The organism is Pyxidicoccus sp. M6 (assembly GCF_055568925.1).
This window is the reverse complement of sequence record NZ_CM145714.1, coordinates 10,854,570-10,869,292: the sequence shown is the minus strand read 5'-3', so window position 1 is coordinate 10,869,292 and position 14,723 is coordinate 10,854,570. Positions and strand designations below refer to the sequence as shown.

10 protein-coding genes are annotated in these 14,723 nt (G+C 71.6%); 5 read left to right on the top strand and 5 right to left on the bottom strand.

Going from position 1 to position 14,723, the window contains the following annotated elements:
- Window position 1: 1 nt before the first annotated feature.
- The gene (gene aroF / locus ACVTJA_RS42520; RefSeq protein ID WP_465829265.1) at window positions 2–1,027 is read right to left on the bottom strand and encodes a 3-deoxy-7-phosphoheptulonate synthase; all 1,026 of its coding nucleotides are present in this window, start codon (window positions 1,025–1,027) and stop codon (window positions 2–4) included.
- 191 nt (window positions 1,028–1,218) lie between these two features.
- Between aroF and ACVTJA_RS42515 the strand changes: the two genes are divergently transcribed.
- On the top strand, window positions 1,219–2,466 hold the full coding sequence (locus ACVTJA_RS42515) for an NAD(P)/FAD-dependent oxidoreductase (RefSeq protein WP_465829263.1): 1,248 nt from the start codon (window positions 1,219–1,221) through the stop codon (window positions 2,464–2,466).
- Here ACVTJA_RS42515 and ACVTJA_RS42510 read toward each other — a convergent pair.
- Window positions 2,443–3,441 (bottom strand): hypothetical protein, encoded by a 999-nt coding sequence (locus tag ACVTJA_RS42510; RefSeq protein WP_465829261.1) that lies wholly within the window; start codon window positions 3,439–3,441, stop codon window positions 2,443–2,445. The two genes, ACVTJA_RS42515 and ACVTJA_RS42510, sit on opposite strands and share 24 nt — an antisense overlap.
- A gap of 73 nt (window positions 3,442–3,514) precedes the next feature.
- The gene (locus ACVTJA_RS42505; protein WP_465829259.1) at window positions 3,515–4,012 is read right to left on the bottom strand and encodes a hypothetical protein; all 498 of its coding nucleotides are present in this window, start codon (window positions 4,010–4,012) and stop codon (window positions 3,515–3,517) included.
- 65 nt (window positions 4,013–4,077) lie between these two features.
- On the opposite strand from ACVTJA_RS42505, the gene ACVTJA_RS42500 reads away from it, so the two are divergent.
- Entirely contained in the window at window positions 4,078–4,677 is a 600-nt protein-coding gene (locus ACVTJA_RS42500; protein ID WP_465829257.1) for a macro domain-containing protein, read from the top strand.
- Between the two features lie 282 nt (window positions 4,678–4,959).
- A complete protein-coding gene (locus ACVTJA_RS42495; RefSeq protein WP_465829255.1) occupies window positions 4,960–5,610 on the top strand; it encodes a PPC domain-containing protein in 651 nt (216 codons plus the stop codon).
- Window positions 5,611–5,662: 52 nt separating this feature from the next.
- Here ACVTJA_RS42495 and ACVTJA_RS42490 read toward each other — a convergent pair whose 3' ends face one another.
- Window positions 5,663–7,111, bottom strand: coding sequence for a hypothetical protein (locus ACVTJA_RS42490; RefSeq protein WP_465829253.1), 1,449 nt, complete (start codon window positions 7,109–7,111; stop codon window positions 5,663–5,665).
- A 272-nt stretch (window positions 7,112–7,383) separates the two neighbouring features.
- Here ACVTJA_RS42490 and ACVTJA_RS42485 point away from each other — a divergent pair, with 272 nt between their 5' ends.
- On the top strand, window positions 7,384–8,061 hold the full coding sequence (locus ACVTJA_RS42485; protein WP_465829251.1) for an RNA polymerase sigma factor: 678 nt from the start codon (window positions 7,384–7,386) through the stop codon (window positions 8,059–8,061).
- Window positions 8,062–8,129: 68 nt separating this feature from the next.
- A complete protein-coding gene (locus tag ACVTJA_RS42480; RefSeq protein WP_465829249.1) occupies window positions 8,130–11,999 on the top strand; it encodes a serine/threonine-protein kinase in 3,870 nt (1,289 codons plus the stop codon).
- Window positions 12,000–12,004: 5 nt separating this feature from the next.
- On the opposite strand, the gene ACVTJA_RS42475 is transcribed toward ACVTJA_RS42480, so the two are convergent.
- Window positions 12,005–14,701 carry an NAD(P)-binding protein gene (locus ACVTJA_RS42475; RefSeq protein ID WP_465829248.1) on the bottom strand — a complete coding sequence of 899 codons (2,697 nt, stop codon included), beginning with the start codon at window positions 14,699–14,701 and terminating at the stop codon, window positions 12,005–12,007.
- Window positions 14,702–14,723 lie beyond the last annotated feature (22 nt).

Here is a 14,723-nt window from a genome sequence, read left to right as displayed (position 1 = left end):
CCTACCCCAGTCTCACGACTTCGCGGCCCATCGCCTGGGCGATGGCGCGAACTTCGTGCATGGCCTTGTCGAACTCGGAGAAGTCCAGCGACTGGGCGCCGTCCGACTTGGCGCGCGGCGGATCCGGATGGACCTCGACGATGATGCCGTCGGCTCCCACCGCCGTCGCCGCGCGCATCATCGCCGGCACCGCCTTGCGCACGCCGATGCCGTGCGAGGGGTCCACGAAGACAGGCAGGTGCGAGAGCGCCTTGAGCATGGGCACCGCGTTGAGGTCCAGCGTATTGCGCGTCATCGTCTCGAAGGTGCGGATGCCGCGCTCGCAGAGGATGACCTGCGTGTTGCCGCGGGCGACGATGTACTCGGCCGCCATCAGGAGCTCCTTGATGGTGGCGCTGATGCCGCGCTTGAGGAGCACCGGCTTGCGGCGCTCGCCCACCGCCTCCAGGAGGCTGAAGTTCTGCATGTTGCGCGCGCCAATCTGGAGGATGTCCGTGGCGTCGCACACCGCGTCCAGCGTGGCGGTGTCCTTCACCTCGGTGGTGACGAGCAGGCCCGTCTCCTTGCGCGCCTCGGCGAGCAGCGCGAGGCCGTCGCCCTTGAGGCCCTGGAACTCGTAGGGGCTGGTGCGGGGCTTGAACGCGCCGCCGCGCAGCATGGTGGCGCCCGACTTCTTCACCGCGTGCGCCGTCTCCAGAATCTGCTCGCGCGACTCCACGGAACAGGGGCCGGCGATGACATGGAACGCCGCGCCGCCGAGGGTGAGACCGCCGATGCTCAGCTGCGTGCTCTCCGGCTTCACCTCGCGGCTGACGAGCTTGAACGGCTGCGAGATGGGGACGGCGTCAGCGACGCCAGGGAGGACGCGGAAGGGCTCGGGTTCGACGGCGCCGGGGTTGCCGGTGATGCCGATGGCGGTGCGAGTGCCCCCTGGAATCGTGTGCGGTTGCCAACCACGACGGCGGATCTCGTCGTTCACACGCTCGATGTCCTGGGCCGTCGCGTCGGGTCGCATCACGATCAACATGGGAGTTCCTGCTTTCTCTCCGGGTAAAGGTGCTGGTGAAGAGGCCAGCACCAGCTGTCCAGGCTAACGGGCAGCCTGACTATGTTCAGCCACAAGTGTCCGTTGCCCGCAACCACCCGGGAGTCTCACTTGTGCCCGAGCTGGTTATCAAGCCAGGGTGAAGGGTTTGTGGCGTGGATGTGGGAGGGCACGTGTCGAACCCGGACGTCATCGTCGTGGGCGCGGGGCTTGCGGGGCTGGCGTGCGCACGGGCGCTCGTCTCGGCGCGGCTCCAGGTGTTGCTGCTCGACGGAGCGGACGCACCGGGAGGCAGGGTCCGCACGGATGCCCACGAGGGCTTCCTGCTGGATAGAGGTTTCCAGGTGTACCTCACGGCCTACCCGGAGGGCCGGCGGGCGCTGGAGCTCCCCGCGCTCGGACTTCGCCGCTTCATCCCGGGTGCAAAGGTGTGGCGTAACGGGCGGCTTCACACCGTGACGGACCCGTTGCGGAGGCCGGTGGAGGCGCTGTCGCACCTGTTCGATGGGCCCGGGACGTTCGGCGACAAGCTGCGCGTGCTGGAGCTGCGGCAGGCGGTGATGTCCGGCGAGCTGGAGGACCTGTGGCTGCGGCCCCAGCGCTCCGCGTCGAAGTACCTGGGGGAGCTGGGCTTCACGGACGGCATGCTGGAGGGCTTCCTGCGGCCCTTCTTCGCGGGCATCTTCCTGGAGCGCGAGCTGGCCACGTCGAGCCGCTTCCTGGAGTTCGTCTTCCGCATGTTCGCCACCGGCGACACGGTGGTGCCGGAGCGGGGCATGGGCGCCATTCCGGAGCAGCTCGCCGCGAAGCTGCCCTCGGGCGTGCTGCGGCTGCGCGCGCCGGTGGCGGACGTGTGGGGCCACCGCGTGCGGCTGGTGGATGGCGAGACGATTCCCGCGAAGGCGGTGGTGGTGGCGGCGGACGCAGCGGGCGCGCTGTCGCTCTTGCCCGGCCTGCCTCCGCACGCGATGAACCGGGTGACGTGTCTGTATTTCGCCGCGCCGGAGCCTCCGGTGCACGGGCCGTGGCTGCTGCTCAATGGCGAGGGGCGCGGCGTGGTGAACAACGTGGCGGTGATGAGCGAGGTGTCACCGGCCTACGCGCCCGCGGGGCAGGCGCTGGTGTCCGTGTCCGTGGTGGGGGCGTCCGCGGCGGCGGAGGTCCTGGAGGCGCGGGTGCGTGAGGAATTGACGGGCTGGTTCGGCAATGCCGTGTCCGCGTGGCGGCACCTGCGCACGTATGTCATTCCCAATGCGCTGCCCGCGCAGCCGCCGTCCGCGCTGGAGCCTCCGCGCCGCACGGTGCGGCTGTCTCCGGGGCTGTATGTCTGCGGAGACCACCGCGACAACGGCTCCATCGACGGAGCGCTGGGCTCCGGCCGGCGCGCGGCGGAGGCGCTACTGATGGACCTGGGGCGTTGAGGGCTGGTGGCCGGGCCGGAAGCGGTAGGTGAGGCGCGGCGACAAATCCCAGATGAAGCCGAACTGCACCGTGTGGATGGCCGGGCGCAGGTACAGGATGTTGAGGTAGTCCTGGCCCGAGACGAAGCGCGCGAAGAGGCCGACACCTCCGAGCACGTCCGGCACATACGCTCCCTGCACCAGGAGGCGGTAGCGGGCCACTCCGGGGCCCGTCTTGGAGAAGACCTCCAGGCTCGCGTCCGCGCTCGCCACGCCGGAAAGGAGAGCCAGGTCCGCGAGGTGCTCGGCGTAGCCCAGCTCCAGGCGCAGGCGGTTCGGCCCGTACGTCGCGAACTGCTCCGAGTCGATGGTGCCGGGCAGGAAGTCGAGCCACCGGGGATTCACCTCGCCCACGAGGCCCACCTGGAAGCGCCGCTGCTCGTAGCGGTTCGCGTCCAGGGTGAGGAGGGCCACGTGGCCGGCGAGCTGGAGGAAGTTCGTGGAGAAGTCGCCGGAGCGGACGTTGAGCTGGTCGACGTTGCCGGAAGGGCAGGGCGGGGCGCTCGGGTCGTCCTCGTCGGGGATGCGGCGGTTCTCGTCGTAGCGGCAGTACTGCTGGCCGTTGGAGTGGTGGCCCAGGCTCGCTCGCAGCCCCCACATCGTCAGTGCGCGCGGCCCGCGCTGCTGGAACCAGAAGCCCTGGTAGTTGAGGCGGGGGATGTATGACGGCGGCCGGACGGGCGAGGAGGTGTCTCCCACCATCCGGATGCGGAGGATGAAGCTGACGGAGACGGCCTGCAGGAAGCGGTCGCAGCGGGCGTTGCTTTCGACGCGGTTGAGGTTGTTGAAGAAGAACAGGTGCGGCGCCACCTGGGCTTCGAAGAGCAGCGGCGTGTTGATGTCGGGGCCGAGGGCCGGCGCGTTGTAGTGGATGTAGTTGCGCTCGAGGAACTCGGCGCGAGGCAGCAGCCGCCCCGGGCCCAGGTCCTGGAACATCGCGTCCTCGCAGAGGTCCGGTGGCTCCTCGATGGGATTGCCGAAGATGTCCGTGCCCTGCCCGGGGGGCTGCTCAGCGGGAGCGCTTCCGGGGCTTTCGCTGGGAGGTTCCTCCTGACTGTTTGCCCCCGCGGGCGCTGGGGCGCTTGCGAGTGCCAGGAGCACGGCGGCGAGCAGGGCGCTCATGAGCGGAGACCTTTCCAGAGTCATCCTCGGGGGAGGGAAGCACGGTAGCGTTGCTGTCTGCCATTGCCAGTGCGGCTCGGGGCGCGGCGAGCGGGGTGGGGAGGGGGCCCGTCGGGTTCAAGACCGGGAAGTGGTCGGCATCCCAGCCCACGGACTGGTAGTTGAACGTCCCGGGGAACCGGGTGCGCAGCTCCTCCATCTTCTGGATGAAGGCGTCGAAGCTGCCGTCGTCGAAGCGCACCAGCCACGTGGTGAAGAGTCGGGGCCGGAAGGTCCGGCCGGGCCTGGAGAGCTCCGCTTGGAGCTCGGCGAGGGCGGCCTTCTTGTCCTTCGCGGACATCCCAACGACGTCCACGGTCACCATGGCCAGAAAGGGGGCGGGCATGGGCCGGCAGTGTGACATGGCTTCGCGGGTTGCGAAGCGCTCCCCGCAGGGCATATGCGGGCCGCATGTCCCAGCTCGTCCTCAAGCTTCGCGATTTGAACAGCGCCATGGTGATGGCGTGGCGCAAGGCGTTCTTCGGCTGTGAAGGCGTGGAGGTCTCCGGCGGCGACATCTTCGGCGAGCGCGCGGATGCCATCGTCAGCCCGGCCAATAGCTTCGGCTACATGGATGGCGGCATCGACCTGGTCTACAGCCAGTTCTTCGGCTGGGACCTCCAGACGCGCCTCCAGGAGCGGCTGCGCGCCGAGCACCAGGGTGAGCTGCCCGTGGGCTCGGCGCTCATCATCGAGACGCGCCACGCGGAGATTCCGTGGCTGGTGAGCGCTCCCACGATGCGCATTCCCATGGCCGTGCCCGACACGGTGAATGCATGGCTGGCATTTCGCGCCACGCTGCGCGAGGTGCAGGCGCACAACGCGGCCAATCCTCGCAAACCCATCCGGAGCCTGCTGTCCCCCGGGCTGTGCACCGCCGTGGGCCGCATGCCGCCCGAGCGCGCGGCGCGGCAGATGCGGCAGGCGTGGAACGTGGTCATGCTGGGACAGCCGTGGCCGCCTGCCTCGCCGGGGGCCACGCTCCAGGCGCACTTCGACCTCATCGCCTGAGCGACGGCCCGGCCATGCCGGCTGATGCTGTTTGATATGTAGATGCAGGCCGGCGTGCCCTTGTCATCCAGGCATCGTCGCGGGCAGCATGCGTTCCCTACGCCTTTCCACGCTGGGGGACGCATGGCTGAGAAACGATTGCGCGGTGTCGTGGGTGCGGCATGGCTGTCTTTGATGGCGGGCGCCTGCACGGAGCTTCCTCCCCCGGAGGCGCCTCCTGAAGCGGTGCGGGCTTCCGCCTCCGCATTGGACAGCCCCGCGGCGGAGGGAGGGCAGCCATTGATGCCACCACCCATCCCGGAGCTGGAGAAGGACATCCCTCTCGTGGGACTGGGGACCTCACAAGGCGCGGCCATTCCCTGGCTGGCAGAGGTCCCCGAAGGCGTGAAGGACCTGAAGTTCACAATCACCGGCGGCACGGGTGACGCCGACCTGTACGTGCGCTTCAACACCCCCCCATCGACCACCGTCTATGACTGCCGCCCGTACAAGTCGGGCAATGAGGAGGAGTGCGTCTTCCCGGCGCCAGCCCATGGGACGTGGTGGGGGATGGTCCGGGCCTTCACCAACTTCTCCAACGTGACGCTGAAGATGACCTGGAGGGGCGGCTACATTCCGCTCGAGCCCGGCGTCGAGGTCACCGGCCTGTCCGGAGCCGCGGGCTCATCCCAGATGTTCACCGTGCGGATTCCGGAGCGCGAGGACGGCGGCGAGCGCAACGTCCATGTCCGGCTCCGGGGCTCGGGGAACGCGGACCTCTACGTGCAGCGGGAAGCGGAGCCGACGCGGAGCGCCTATGACTGCCGCGGCCTGAACGAGCACAGCACCGAGAACTGCAACCTCAACGGCTTCGCGCCGGGGCGGTACTTCGTCGAGGTGTTCGGCGCGAGGGAGGGCTACTCGGACGGCTCGCTCATCGTCACGTACGACTGAGGGCCGTGCCGCATGCCCGCCCCGGTCCTGCTCGGGGCGGGCTCATGGTGCGTCAGGGCGCCGGAGACGCGGCGTGGCCCGGCGAGCCCGGCGGAGGCATGGGCTCCACGCGGGCCATGCCCTGCATCGAGCCCGGCGCACGGCCCTCGCCGTTCGCCGTCGCCAGCTTCAGGCCGAGGACGGTGCGGCTCTTCAGCGCCACGTTGCGCTGCGCCACCACCTCGCGCACCGGCACGTCCACCGAGCCCAGCAGCTCGCCGCCGCGCGGGTCTTCGATGAACACCTGGAAGGTGAGCGGCGTCTCGTCGAAGGCGTTGCCGAGGATGACGAACTCGGACTCGAAGCCCGTGTAGATGCCGTGCTTCGCGGGCGTCGTCAGGCGCGTGCCGTCCGGCAGCAGCACCTCCACGCGCACGCGGGGCTGGTTGTCCTGGGGAATGGCCATGGCCATGTCCATCACCACGTCAGACAGGCCGCGGCGCTCCGCCATCTGCGCCAGGCGCTCGGCGAGCCGCGCGAAGATGGGGCTCGTCACGCCCACCCAGGCGTTGCCGTCCGGACGCACGGGCGACACCAGCAGCGAGCGCACCGAAACGCGGTAGGGACGCGGCTCCACGCGCTCCAGCTGTTGCGTGGCGTAGCCGTCATCCTGCCCCGTGCGCACCGCGCCCCGGTACGCGTCCGCGGCCCGGTTCCAGTCGCGGTTGACGAGCTGCCGCTCGCCCTCGCCGACCATGCGCACGTACTCCTCCGCCGGCGCGGCGCGGCCGCCCTGGCGCAGGTCCAGCGCCGCGCGGTAGCGCTCCTGCGCGAGCGCCCAGTCGTGCTGCTGCTTCGCGGCGTCGCCCTCGCGCGCCAGCCGCTCGTACTCCACGGTGACCCACTGCTCGTACTCCGCGTTGATGCCCTGCGCCCAGCCGGCCAGCGAGCCGTCCAGTCCGGAGACGAGCTGCGCCAGCCCGTTGGCCGCGATGAGGTTGCGCTCCTGGCGGTAGCCGTCCGCGCGGGCCTTGCCGCTGGTGACGATTTGACGGCGCACCTGCTCGGAGCGGGTCTTCACCTCGGGCGCCTGCGACAGCTGCGTGGCCCGCTGCATATCGTCGACGGCCTCGGGGAAGTGGCCGGTGCGCGCCTTCTCGGCCGCGCCTTCCAGCAGGCCCATGGCCACGCGCGTCGCGGCGCGCACGCGGAAGGCGGCGAGGTCCGCGTTGCCGCCGTCGATGGAGAGCGCGAAGTCGGACTCGGACAGCGCGCAGTTCCAGTCATCCACCTGCGCGCACGTCTGCGCGCGCTTCTGCGCGTCCTGGAGCGCCTGCTCGCGGGCCTGCTCGTACTTGCCCTTCAGCTCCATGTCGTCCGGGTCGTTCGCCACCGCCTGGCGATACGCCGTGTACGCACCCTTCCAGTCACCCACGGCGGCGGCGCGGTCTCCCGCCTTCTCCGCGCTCGCGCATGCGGCCAGCACGATGGCGGCCACCACTCCAAGGACTGCTCGCTTCATGTCGGGGAACCCCTCTCCAAGTGGCCCGGAGGATAGCGCAGACCTACACGCGTCCGAGCGAGTCGCCGGATACCCGGGATGCCGGCGGAGGCCTGACGGGCTCCGTGGCCGTTGCAGGGGCTCGCCCGCCTGGCTGGCGTCAGTCTGGCCGCTGCCTCCTCGGGGAGGGCCACGCGCTGGAGCGAAGCGGGGCGGACCGGGTGGTGCTGCCCTCGGCGTGACTGCAAGGGCTCCCTCGCGCGGGCCGCCAGCCGGCTCGCACGGTGCTTTCCATGGCCTCGCCAGCCGGAGAGGGCGTCTCCAGATTCGAGTGGGGGGACGCCATGCAGGCCGACGCACGCGACGCATTGGAGCAGCGAATCCACCAGTACTGCCAGGAAGGCGACGTGGGGCGCGCCGTGGAGGAGGCCCTGGCGGGCTACGGGGCGGAGCTCATGCGGTTGCTGGGCTCGCTCCTGAAGGACCGGGAGCGCGCGCGCGAGGCGTACGCCATCTTCAGCGAGACGCTGCTGATGGACCTGCCGTCCTTCCGCTGGGAGAGCTCCTTCCGGACGTGGGCCCACCGTGTCGCGCGCAACGTCGCCTACCGGATGGCCGCCGCGCCCTCCGGCCGCGAGGTGCCGATGAGCGAGGGCGCCTTCGAGCACCAGGCCCACCACGACTGGTCCCGCACGCGCCCCTGGCTCCGCACGGACGTCAAGGACCGCATCCGCGCGCTGCGCTCCCAGCTCGAGCCCTATGAGCAGACGCTGCTGGAGCTGCGCATCGACCGGCGCATGTCGTGGACGGATGTGGCGAAGCGGCTGGCGGACCCGGACGAGCCGATGTCATCCGAGGCGCTCGCCCGGAAGGCCGCCGTGCTGCGCCAGCAGTTCCAGCGCATCAAGGCCCGGCTCCGCGCTCTCGCGCGCGAGGCGGAGCTGCTCTCCCGCGAGTCCAGTCACGCCTGAATCTTCGTTCACATCCGGACCTTCGTGACTCTCTCTCCTCGGTGACTGCCACGGAGATGGAGGAGGGGATGTCCGACGAGCCAGGTCCACGGACGGGATTGCCACCCAACCTGCGGCCCTTCGCGCGCAGCACGCGCTTCCGCCTCATGGGGCGCATGGGCGAAGGCGGCATGGGCACCGTCTACCGGGTCCATGACACCGAGCTCCGTCGCGACGTGGCCCTCAAGGTGATGCGCCAGTCCGGGCCCTCCGCGCTGCATGCCCTCAAGCGCGAGTTCCGCTCCCGCGCGGGCATCAGCCATCCCCACCTCGTCCAGTTCCACGACCTCCTCGTCGGCGATGACTACTGCTGCTTCAGCATGGAGCTCGTCGAGGGCCGCGACTTCCTCAAGTGGGTCCGGCCCGAGCTCACCCGCGCGCGGCGGCTGCCCGTTCCCCACGAGGCCGGCGTCGTGTCGCCGGACCTGGCCCCGCTGCCGCCCGAGGCCGCCCCGCGCCTGCGCGCCGCGCTGGTGCAGCTCGTGCGTGGGTTGCAGGCGCTGCACGCGTCCGGGCTCGTCCACCGCGACATCAAGCCGGCCAACGTGCTCGTCGCGCCCGAGGGCCGCGTCGTCATCGTCGACTTTGGCCTGGCCACGGAGCTGCTGGCGGGGCCGCTGTCGCGAGGCGGCTCCTCCGCGGCGGGCACGCTGCCGTACATGGCCCCGGAGCAGCTCCAGGGCGGACCGCTCACCCCTGCGTCGGACCTGTATGCCGTGGGGCTCATGCTGTACGAGGCGCTCACCGGCTTCCGTCCCTTCCGCGACGAGACGGCCTACTTCCTCACCGGAGACCCGGAGCTGCTCCTCCAGCGCCGGCGCACCTCGCCCCCGCCCGACCCGCGGCGGCTCGCGTCCGGCGTCCCCGACGACCTGGCCGAGATGGCCATGGCGCTGCTCTCCCTCACGCCCGGCGCGCGGCCGGACGCCGGCACGCTCCTGGCCCGGCTCGCGCGCGAGCTGCTCCCCGAGGACGCGCCGCTCTGGGATGGGGACGCCCTCTTCGGACCTCCGAAGGCCTCCTTCGTGGGCCGGGCCACCGAGCTGGCCGTCCTGGACGACGCGCTCCGCGCCGTCTCGCGCTGGGGCCGGCAGCTCACCGTGGACATCCACGGGCCCTCCGGCATCGGCAAGTCCACGCTGGTGCGCGAGTTCCTCCGGCGCCAGGACATCCCGCTCGTCCTCAAGGGGCGCTGCCATCCGCGCGAGGTCGTGGCGTACCTGTCGCTGGACCCCATCGTCGACGCGCTGGCGACGCACCTCTCCCAGCTCGGCGCCGCGGAACAGACGGCGCTCGTCCCGGAGCATGCGCACGCCCTGGTGCGCCTGTTCCCCGTGCTGGGGCGGGTGCCCGCGCTCCGGAGCCCTCCATTGCCCGGCGCACTCCCCTCGGATGTCGAGCTGCGCCGGTTGGGCACCGAGGCCCTGCGGGAGCTGCTCACCCGCCTGTCCCGCACCGGCCCGGTGGTGGTGTGGATTGACGACGCGCACTGGGGAGACGCCGACTCGGCGCGGCTCCTGGAGCAGCTCCTGCGCGAGCCCGCCCCGCCCGCGCTTCTCCTCGTGCTCACCCGGCGCGATGGGGACGACGGCAGGGCGTGCCCGGTGGGTGGACTGAGCCTGCCCGCGTCCCGCGTCCGCGACCTGCCGCTGGGGCCCTTGTCGACGGGAGAGGCGAAGGTGCTCGCGCGGCAGTGGCTGGAGGGGACGCCCATGAGCGCGGAGGACCTGCGCTCCCTGGCGGGACAGGCCGGAGGCAGCCCCTTCGTCATTGGCGAGGTGGCCCGGTACTTCGCGTCCGCCGCCAGCCGGGGCGCGGCGCCGGACGTCACCCTCCCGCTCGACATCCAGCGGATGCTGGCGGAACGGCTCCGTGCGCTTCCGCCTCCGCAGCGCGCCCTGGTGGAGGTGGCCTCCGTGGCCGGCGTGCCGGTGCCTCGCGACGTGCTGCTGACGGGAGCGGGGCTCGACACGGGAAGCCGGCCGCTCGTCTCCACGCTCTGCGATGCGTCGCTGCTGCGGCTGGGCTGCGGTGAGCACGCGGACGCGGTGACGACCTACCATGACCGCACCCGCGAGGCGGCGCTCGAGCTGCTGGGCCCCGCCTCGCGCACGCGGCGGCACCAGGGCCTGGCCCAGGCGCTGGAGCAGTCCGGCTCGGACGACTGGGAGCTGCTGGTGGCCCAGTGGGAGGGCGCGGGCGAGCCGAAGCGCGCGGGGCGTCACGCGGTCCGCGCCGCCGACCGCGCCGCGCATGCCCTGGCCTTCGAGCACGCCGCGCAGCTCTACGCGAAGGCGCTCGAGCTGCTGGGCGAGGAGGCGGACCGGCCGGCGCTCCTGCAGCGGCTGGGAGATGCGCTCGCCAACCTGGGCCGGCGGGCGGACGCGGCCGTGCGCTACCTGGAGGCCGCGGCCGCGCTCGGGGACACGGACCCGGACCGGGTCCACACGCTGAAGCGCCACGCGGCCGAGCAGTCCATCAAGTGCGGTCAGGTGGCCAGGGGCTGGCGGCTGTTGCGCGGCGTCCTCGCGGACGTGGGGGTGCCCGTGCCGCGCTCCCGGCGGCACGCGCTGCTGTCGGCCACGTGGAACCGGCTCCGCTTCCTCCACTCGCACCGGGAGCCGACGGCGCGCGCCGCCAGCCAGGTGCCCGCGGGGGAGCGCCCGGAGCTGGAGGCGCTGTGGTCGGCCTCGTGCAGCTTCGCGCAGGTGGACAGCGTGCTCGCGGATGCGTTCCGCATGCGCTACTTGCGGCGCGTGCTGGAGGTGGGCGACGCCTCCTCCGTGTGCCGGGCCCTGGCGTGCGAGGCCGCCATGGAGGCCCACCTCAAGGGCCGGTGGATGGAGCGGCACTCCCGGAAGCTGGTGGCGCAGGCGGAGCGACTCGCGCGCTGGACGGGAGACGCCTGCGACGAGGGCTGGACGCTGCTGGCCCGCGCCACCCGCGCCTTCACCCACGGCGAGTGGCTGGAGGCCCTGGACGCGTGCGAGCGCGGCGAGAAGGTCCTCCGCGAGCGGTGCACCGGCGTCTCGTGGGAGCTGGACATGCTCGCGGCCTACCACCAGGGCGCGCTGGCGATGCGCGGGGAGCTGGGACGGCTCGGTGAACGGCTGGAGCTGCTGCTGGAGGACTCCACGCGGCGCGGGGACATCTTCGGCATCATCGAGAGCTGCCTGGGCGACTGCATGCTGCCGTGGCTCGCGCGCGGCCAGGGCTCGCGGGCCTGGGCGCTGGCGGGCGAGGCGCTGGAGGCCCTGGAGCACGGCTTCGCGCCCGCGAAGGACGAGCGCGAGGCGTGCGACGTGGCGCACTCGCACCGCGTCAGCTACTGCCTCTTCGTGGCCCACGTCCACACCGCGCTGTACGAGGGCCACCCCTGGACGGCCTGGCGCGAGGTGCAGTCGCGGTGGGCCGGGCTGTACCGCGCCACGCCCTCGCTGCGCTTCTACGACGCGCACGTGCGGCACGCGCGGGCCCGGGTGGCGCTCGCGGCGGCGGAGCAGTTGGGGCCACGGCAGTCGCCGCCGACGGACGCGGAGGCGCGTTGGACGCGGCGCGCCCTGCTGGCGGACGCGCGCGACCAGGCCCGCCGCATCGACGGAGAGTCGCTGGCGATGGCCAGGCCCCTGGCCGCGCTGGTGCGCGCGGGAGTGGCCCGGCTCGAAGGCGACGTGGAGACGGCGCGGACGCTGCTGGTGGAGGCCGTGGCGGGCTTCGGGGTCGCGGACATGGCGCTCCACCGGGAAGCCGCGCGGTACGCGCTGGGCGCGCTCATGGGTGGGGAGGAGGGCGCGCTGTACCGCCAGCAGGCGGAAGCGTGGATGCGCGACCAGGGCGTGGTGGACCCGTGCGCCATGGCGGCCACGCTGGCGCCCGGCCTGGGCCTCCGGCCGCGCTGAAGGGCTCACGCCCCGGGCTGGGGCGCGAGGGGCTTCATCAGCGTGTCCAGCAGCTCGCGCACCCGCTGCAGGAAGGACTTCAACGCCTCCCCGCCTCCCGAGGCCGGGAGGGAGACGAGCAGGGGCAGGGCCAGGGGTTCCAGACGCAGCACGTCCCAGACGTGCGGCAGTCCCTGCGCGAAGAGCTTCGCGTCCAGCTCTCGCAGGGGGGCCAGCTCGGGCAGCTCGTACTTCTCCGGGTCCCAGATGCGGCAGTACTCGCCGATGGGCGTCACCCGGAACTCGGGCGAGCCGGTGAGCGTCCCCTGGCCGCTGTACTCGGGCACGGCGGGCACCGACGTGGTGGGGACCGCCATGTCCCGGCGCCGCGCCTCCACCAGCGGCGGCTCCTGCAGGTGGGTCAGGTAGTGGTCGAGGATGGCGTTCACCGCGTGGCGCGCGGACTCATTCGCCGACTCCATGGTCGTCATGCGCGTGAAGGTCTTCAGGTACGTCCCCGCGAAGACGAGCTGGTCCCAGTGCACCGGGTAGCCGCCGTGCGGGGCCTGCCACAGCCCCGCGGGAAGCCGCTGCTCCGCCAGGTTCTCCACCTCCGCTCCGAGCGGGTCCCACGGCTCGGTGCCGGGCCTGCGCTCCCAGTCGCCGGCGATGGGGATGAGGTACGGCGCGCCGTTCTTCACGGGGCGCTCCGGGCCGGCCTCCTCGCCGGTCCCGAAGTGGATGAAGCGGTCCAGGTGGAACCAGGACGGCTCCGGCAGGGCGAACGCGAACTGGCGGGCCTGGGGGAGCGGCGCCTGGTGTTGCTCGGTGGCCTGGCGAATCTGCCGCCATACCTCCTGCGCAATCTCGTAGCGCGAGCAGTCCGAGGGACTCGGCATGCCCGTTTCGTTCACGTACCAGTTGCCGATGTCCACGCTGAGCACCGCGCCGAAGCCGTCCTGTTCGAGCGTGGGCGGCGTGGTCCAGTACTGCTGGCTGTTGATGGCGGACAGGCCCCAGGGCGCATCGAGGAAGTAGAGGTAGCCCTCGGCGAGGCGGACGGACGCGGGGAAGAAGAACTGGATGCCGGTGAGCGTCTGGAAGCGGTCCCACGGGACGTGGCCGGGGAGCACGCCGTCCTGGCGCGGCTGCTCCGGCTCGGACCCGCGCGGGTTGGCTGGAATCGTGGAGGTGAAGCCGCGCAGCCCGTCGATGACGCCGATGGGCGGCAGGTCCTTCGTCACCGTCTCCGCCGTGACGGCGTCCGTGGCCACGACGTAGTAGTCCACCGGCTCGTCCATGCCGAAGCGTCCCTGGCCGTAGGAGTCCTGCTGCTCGGGTTCCTTCTCGCCCTTGCGCACGAAGGCCACGAGGCGGCCCGCGTCATCGAGCGCGAACCGCACCAGCTTCGCATCGCTGAACTCGACGCCCAGGGACTCCTGGAGGTAGCGGCGCCAGGGGCGGAACCACGCGGACGTGGTGGGCCCGTTGAGGGTGCCGTCCGTCTTCGGCAGCGGCAGCACGTTGTTGAGGTAGAGCTGCGCGAGCGTGTTGCCGTTGGTGCGCGCGTCGCCCCACGTGCCGTCGAACGCGGCGAGCACGCGCGGGGCGAACTGCATGTCGCGCTTGAAGGCCTCGCTGTACTTGTAGCGGCGCGCGCCCGTCTTCGGCTCGTAGCCCTCGAGGTACTCCCACCAGGAGATGCCCTCGTAGTCGGCCTTCCTGCGCGCCGAGCAGGTGCTCATGTACCGCCAGATGCGCAGGGTGAACTGGAGCATGTCGGTGACGGGGTAGCCGGACGAGACGAGGTCCTTCAGGTCCTGGAGCATCTCGAAGGCCCGCGTGGAGGGCGCGCGGCGCAGGAAGCGGATGCGGCGTCCCTTCGCGGCGATGCCATAGAAGCTGGAGGGGACGAGGTTGTCGAAGACGCGGCGGCCGGTGGGCCGTCCCACGTCGTCGAGGATGGGAATCTCCACCAGGGTGGAGAAGAGGTTGCGGTAGTACGAGGGGAAGAAGCGGAAGCCGTGCTCGCCGGGCAGGAAGTGCAGCACCTCCAGCGTCAGCTCGTCCTTGTCCTCCAGCGGAGGGAAGGGCTCTCCCAGCTCCTCGGCGAAGCGCTCCTGTTCCTCGTCCACGATGATGACGCGCTCCGGTGCGAGGTGCGGCGAGGGCCGCTCACCCGAGAGGATGGCGCGCTGGAGGTATTCCTTCACCACGACCGCCTGGTCGCACCGCTTGAGGTAGCGCTGCCTGTCCGGCGAGCCGGAGTCCGCGTAGCCCGGCGTCTTCGGCACGCGGATGTGGAGGACGCCGGGCGACTGGCCGCGGAAGAAGCCGGCCCAGGCGATGAACTCCCGCACCATGTACTGGTTCTCGATTTCCCCCTCCTCGCCAGGCGCGAAGCCCGGGGTGAAGGGGTAGCGGAGCTGGTACCTGCCGCTGGTGGTGAAGGTCCCCTGTCGAGGAAAGTTTCCCAGGGCGCCCTTGCCCGCGCGCATGAGCTGCGAGCGGGCCAGTCCTCCCACCGAGGGCCCGTTTTCGGGATGGCCCGTCTCGTCGTACTCGCGCGCGGGCTCGTAGAGGCACACGCGGAAGCCGCGGCGGGCGAGCTCGTGCGCGGCGGTGAGCCCGGCGATGCCTCCGCCGTAGATGTGCACGCGCCCAGGGCCCTCTCGGTCGGGGGGGGGCCCGGTTGGTGGCAGGTCGTCCTTCTGTCCGGCCATGCGGCGCTCCTCCTCACGGAGA

What these genes read in the sequence shown, in the direction of transcription:
- ACVTJA_RS42475 (WP_465829248.1), bottom strand. Translation starts at nt 14,701, where the DNA reads ATGGCCGGACAGAAGGACGACCTGCCACCAACCGGGCCCCCCCCCGAC.
- ACVTJA_RS42500 (WP_465829257.1), top strand. Translation starts at nt 4,078, where the DNA reads ATGTCCCAGCTCGTCCTCAAGCTTCGCGATTTGAACAGCGCCATGGTG.
- ACVTJA_RS42490 (WP_465829253.1), bottom strand. Translation starts at nt 7,111, where the DNA reads ATGAAGCGAGCAGTCCTTGGAGTGGTGGCCGCCATCGTGCTGGCCGCA.
- ACVTJA_RS42505 (WP_465829259.1), bottom strand. Translation starts at nt 4,012, where the DNA reads ATGCCCGCCCCCTTTCTGGCCATGGTGACCGTGGACGTCGTTGGGATG.
- ACVTJA_RS42485 (WP_465829251.1), top strand. Translation starts at nt 7,384, where the DNA reads ATGGCCTCGCCAGCCGGAGAGGGCGTCTCCAGATTCGAGTGGGGGGAC.
- aroF (WP_465829265.1), bottom strand. Translation starts at nt 1,027, where the DNA reads ATGTTGATCGTGATGCGACCCGACGCGACGGCCCAGGACATCGAGCGT.
- ACVTJA_RS42495 (WP_465829255.1), top strand. Translation starts at nt 4,960, where the DNA reads ATGCCACCACCCATCCCGGAGCTGGAGAAGGACATCCCTCTCGTGGGA.
- ACVTJA_RS42480 (WP_465829249.1), top strand. Translation starts at nt 8,130, where the DNA reads ATGTCCGACGAGCCAGGTCCACGGACGGGATTGCCACCCAACCTGCGG.
- ACVTJA_RS42510 (WP_465829261.1), bottom strand. Translation starts at nt 3,441, where the DNA reads ATGTTCCAGGACCTGGGCCCGGGGCGGCTGCTGCCTCGCGCCGAGTTC.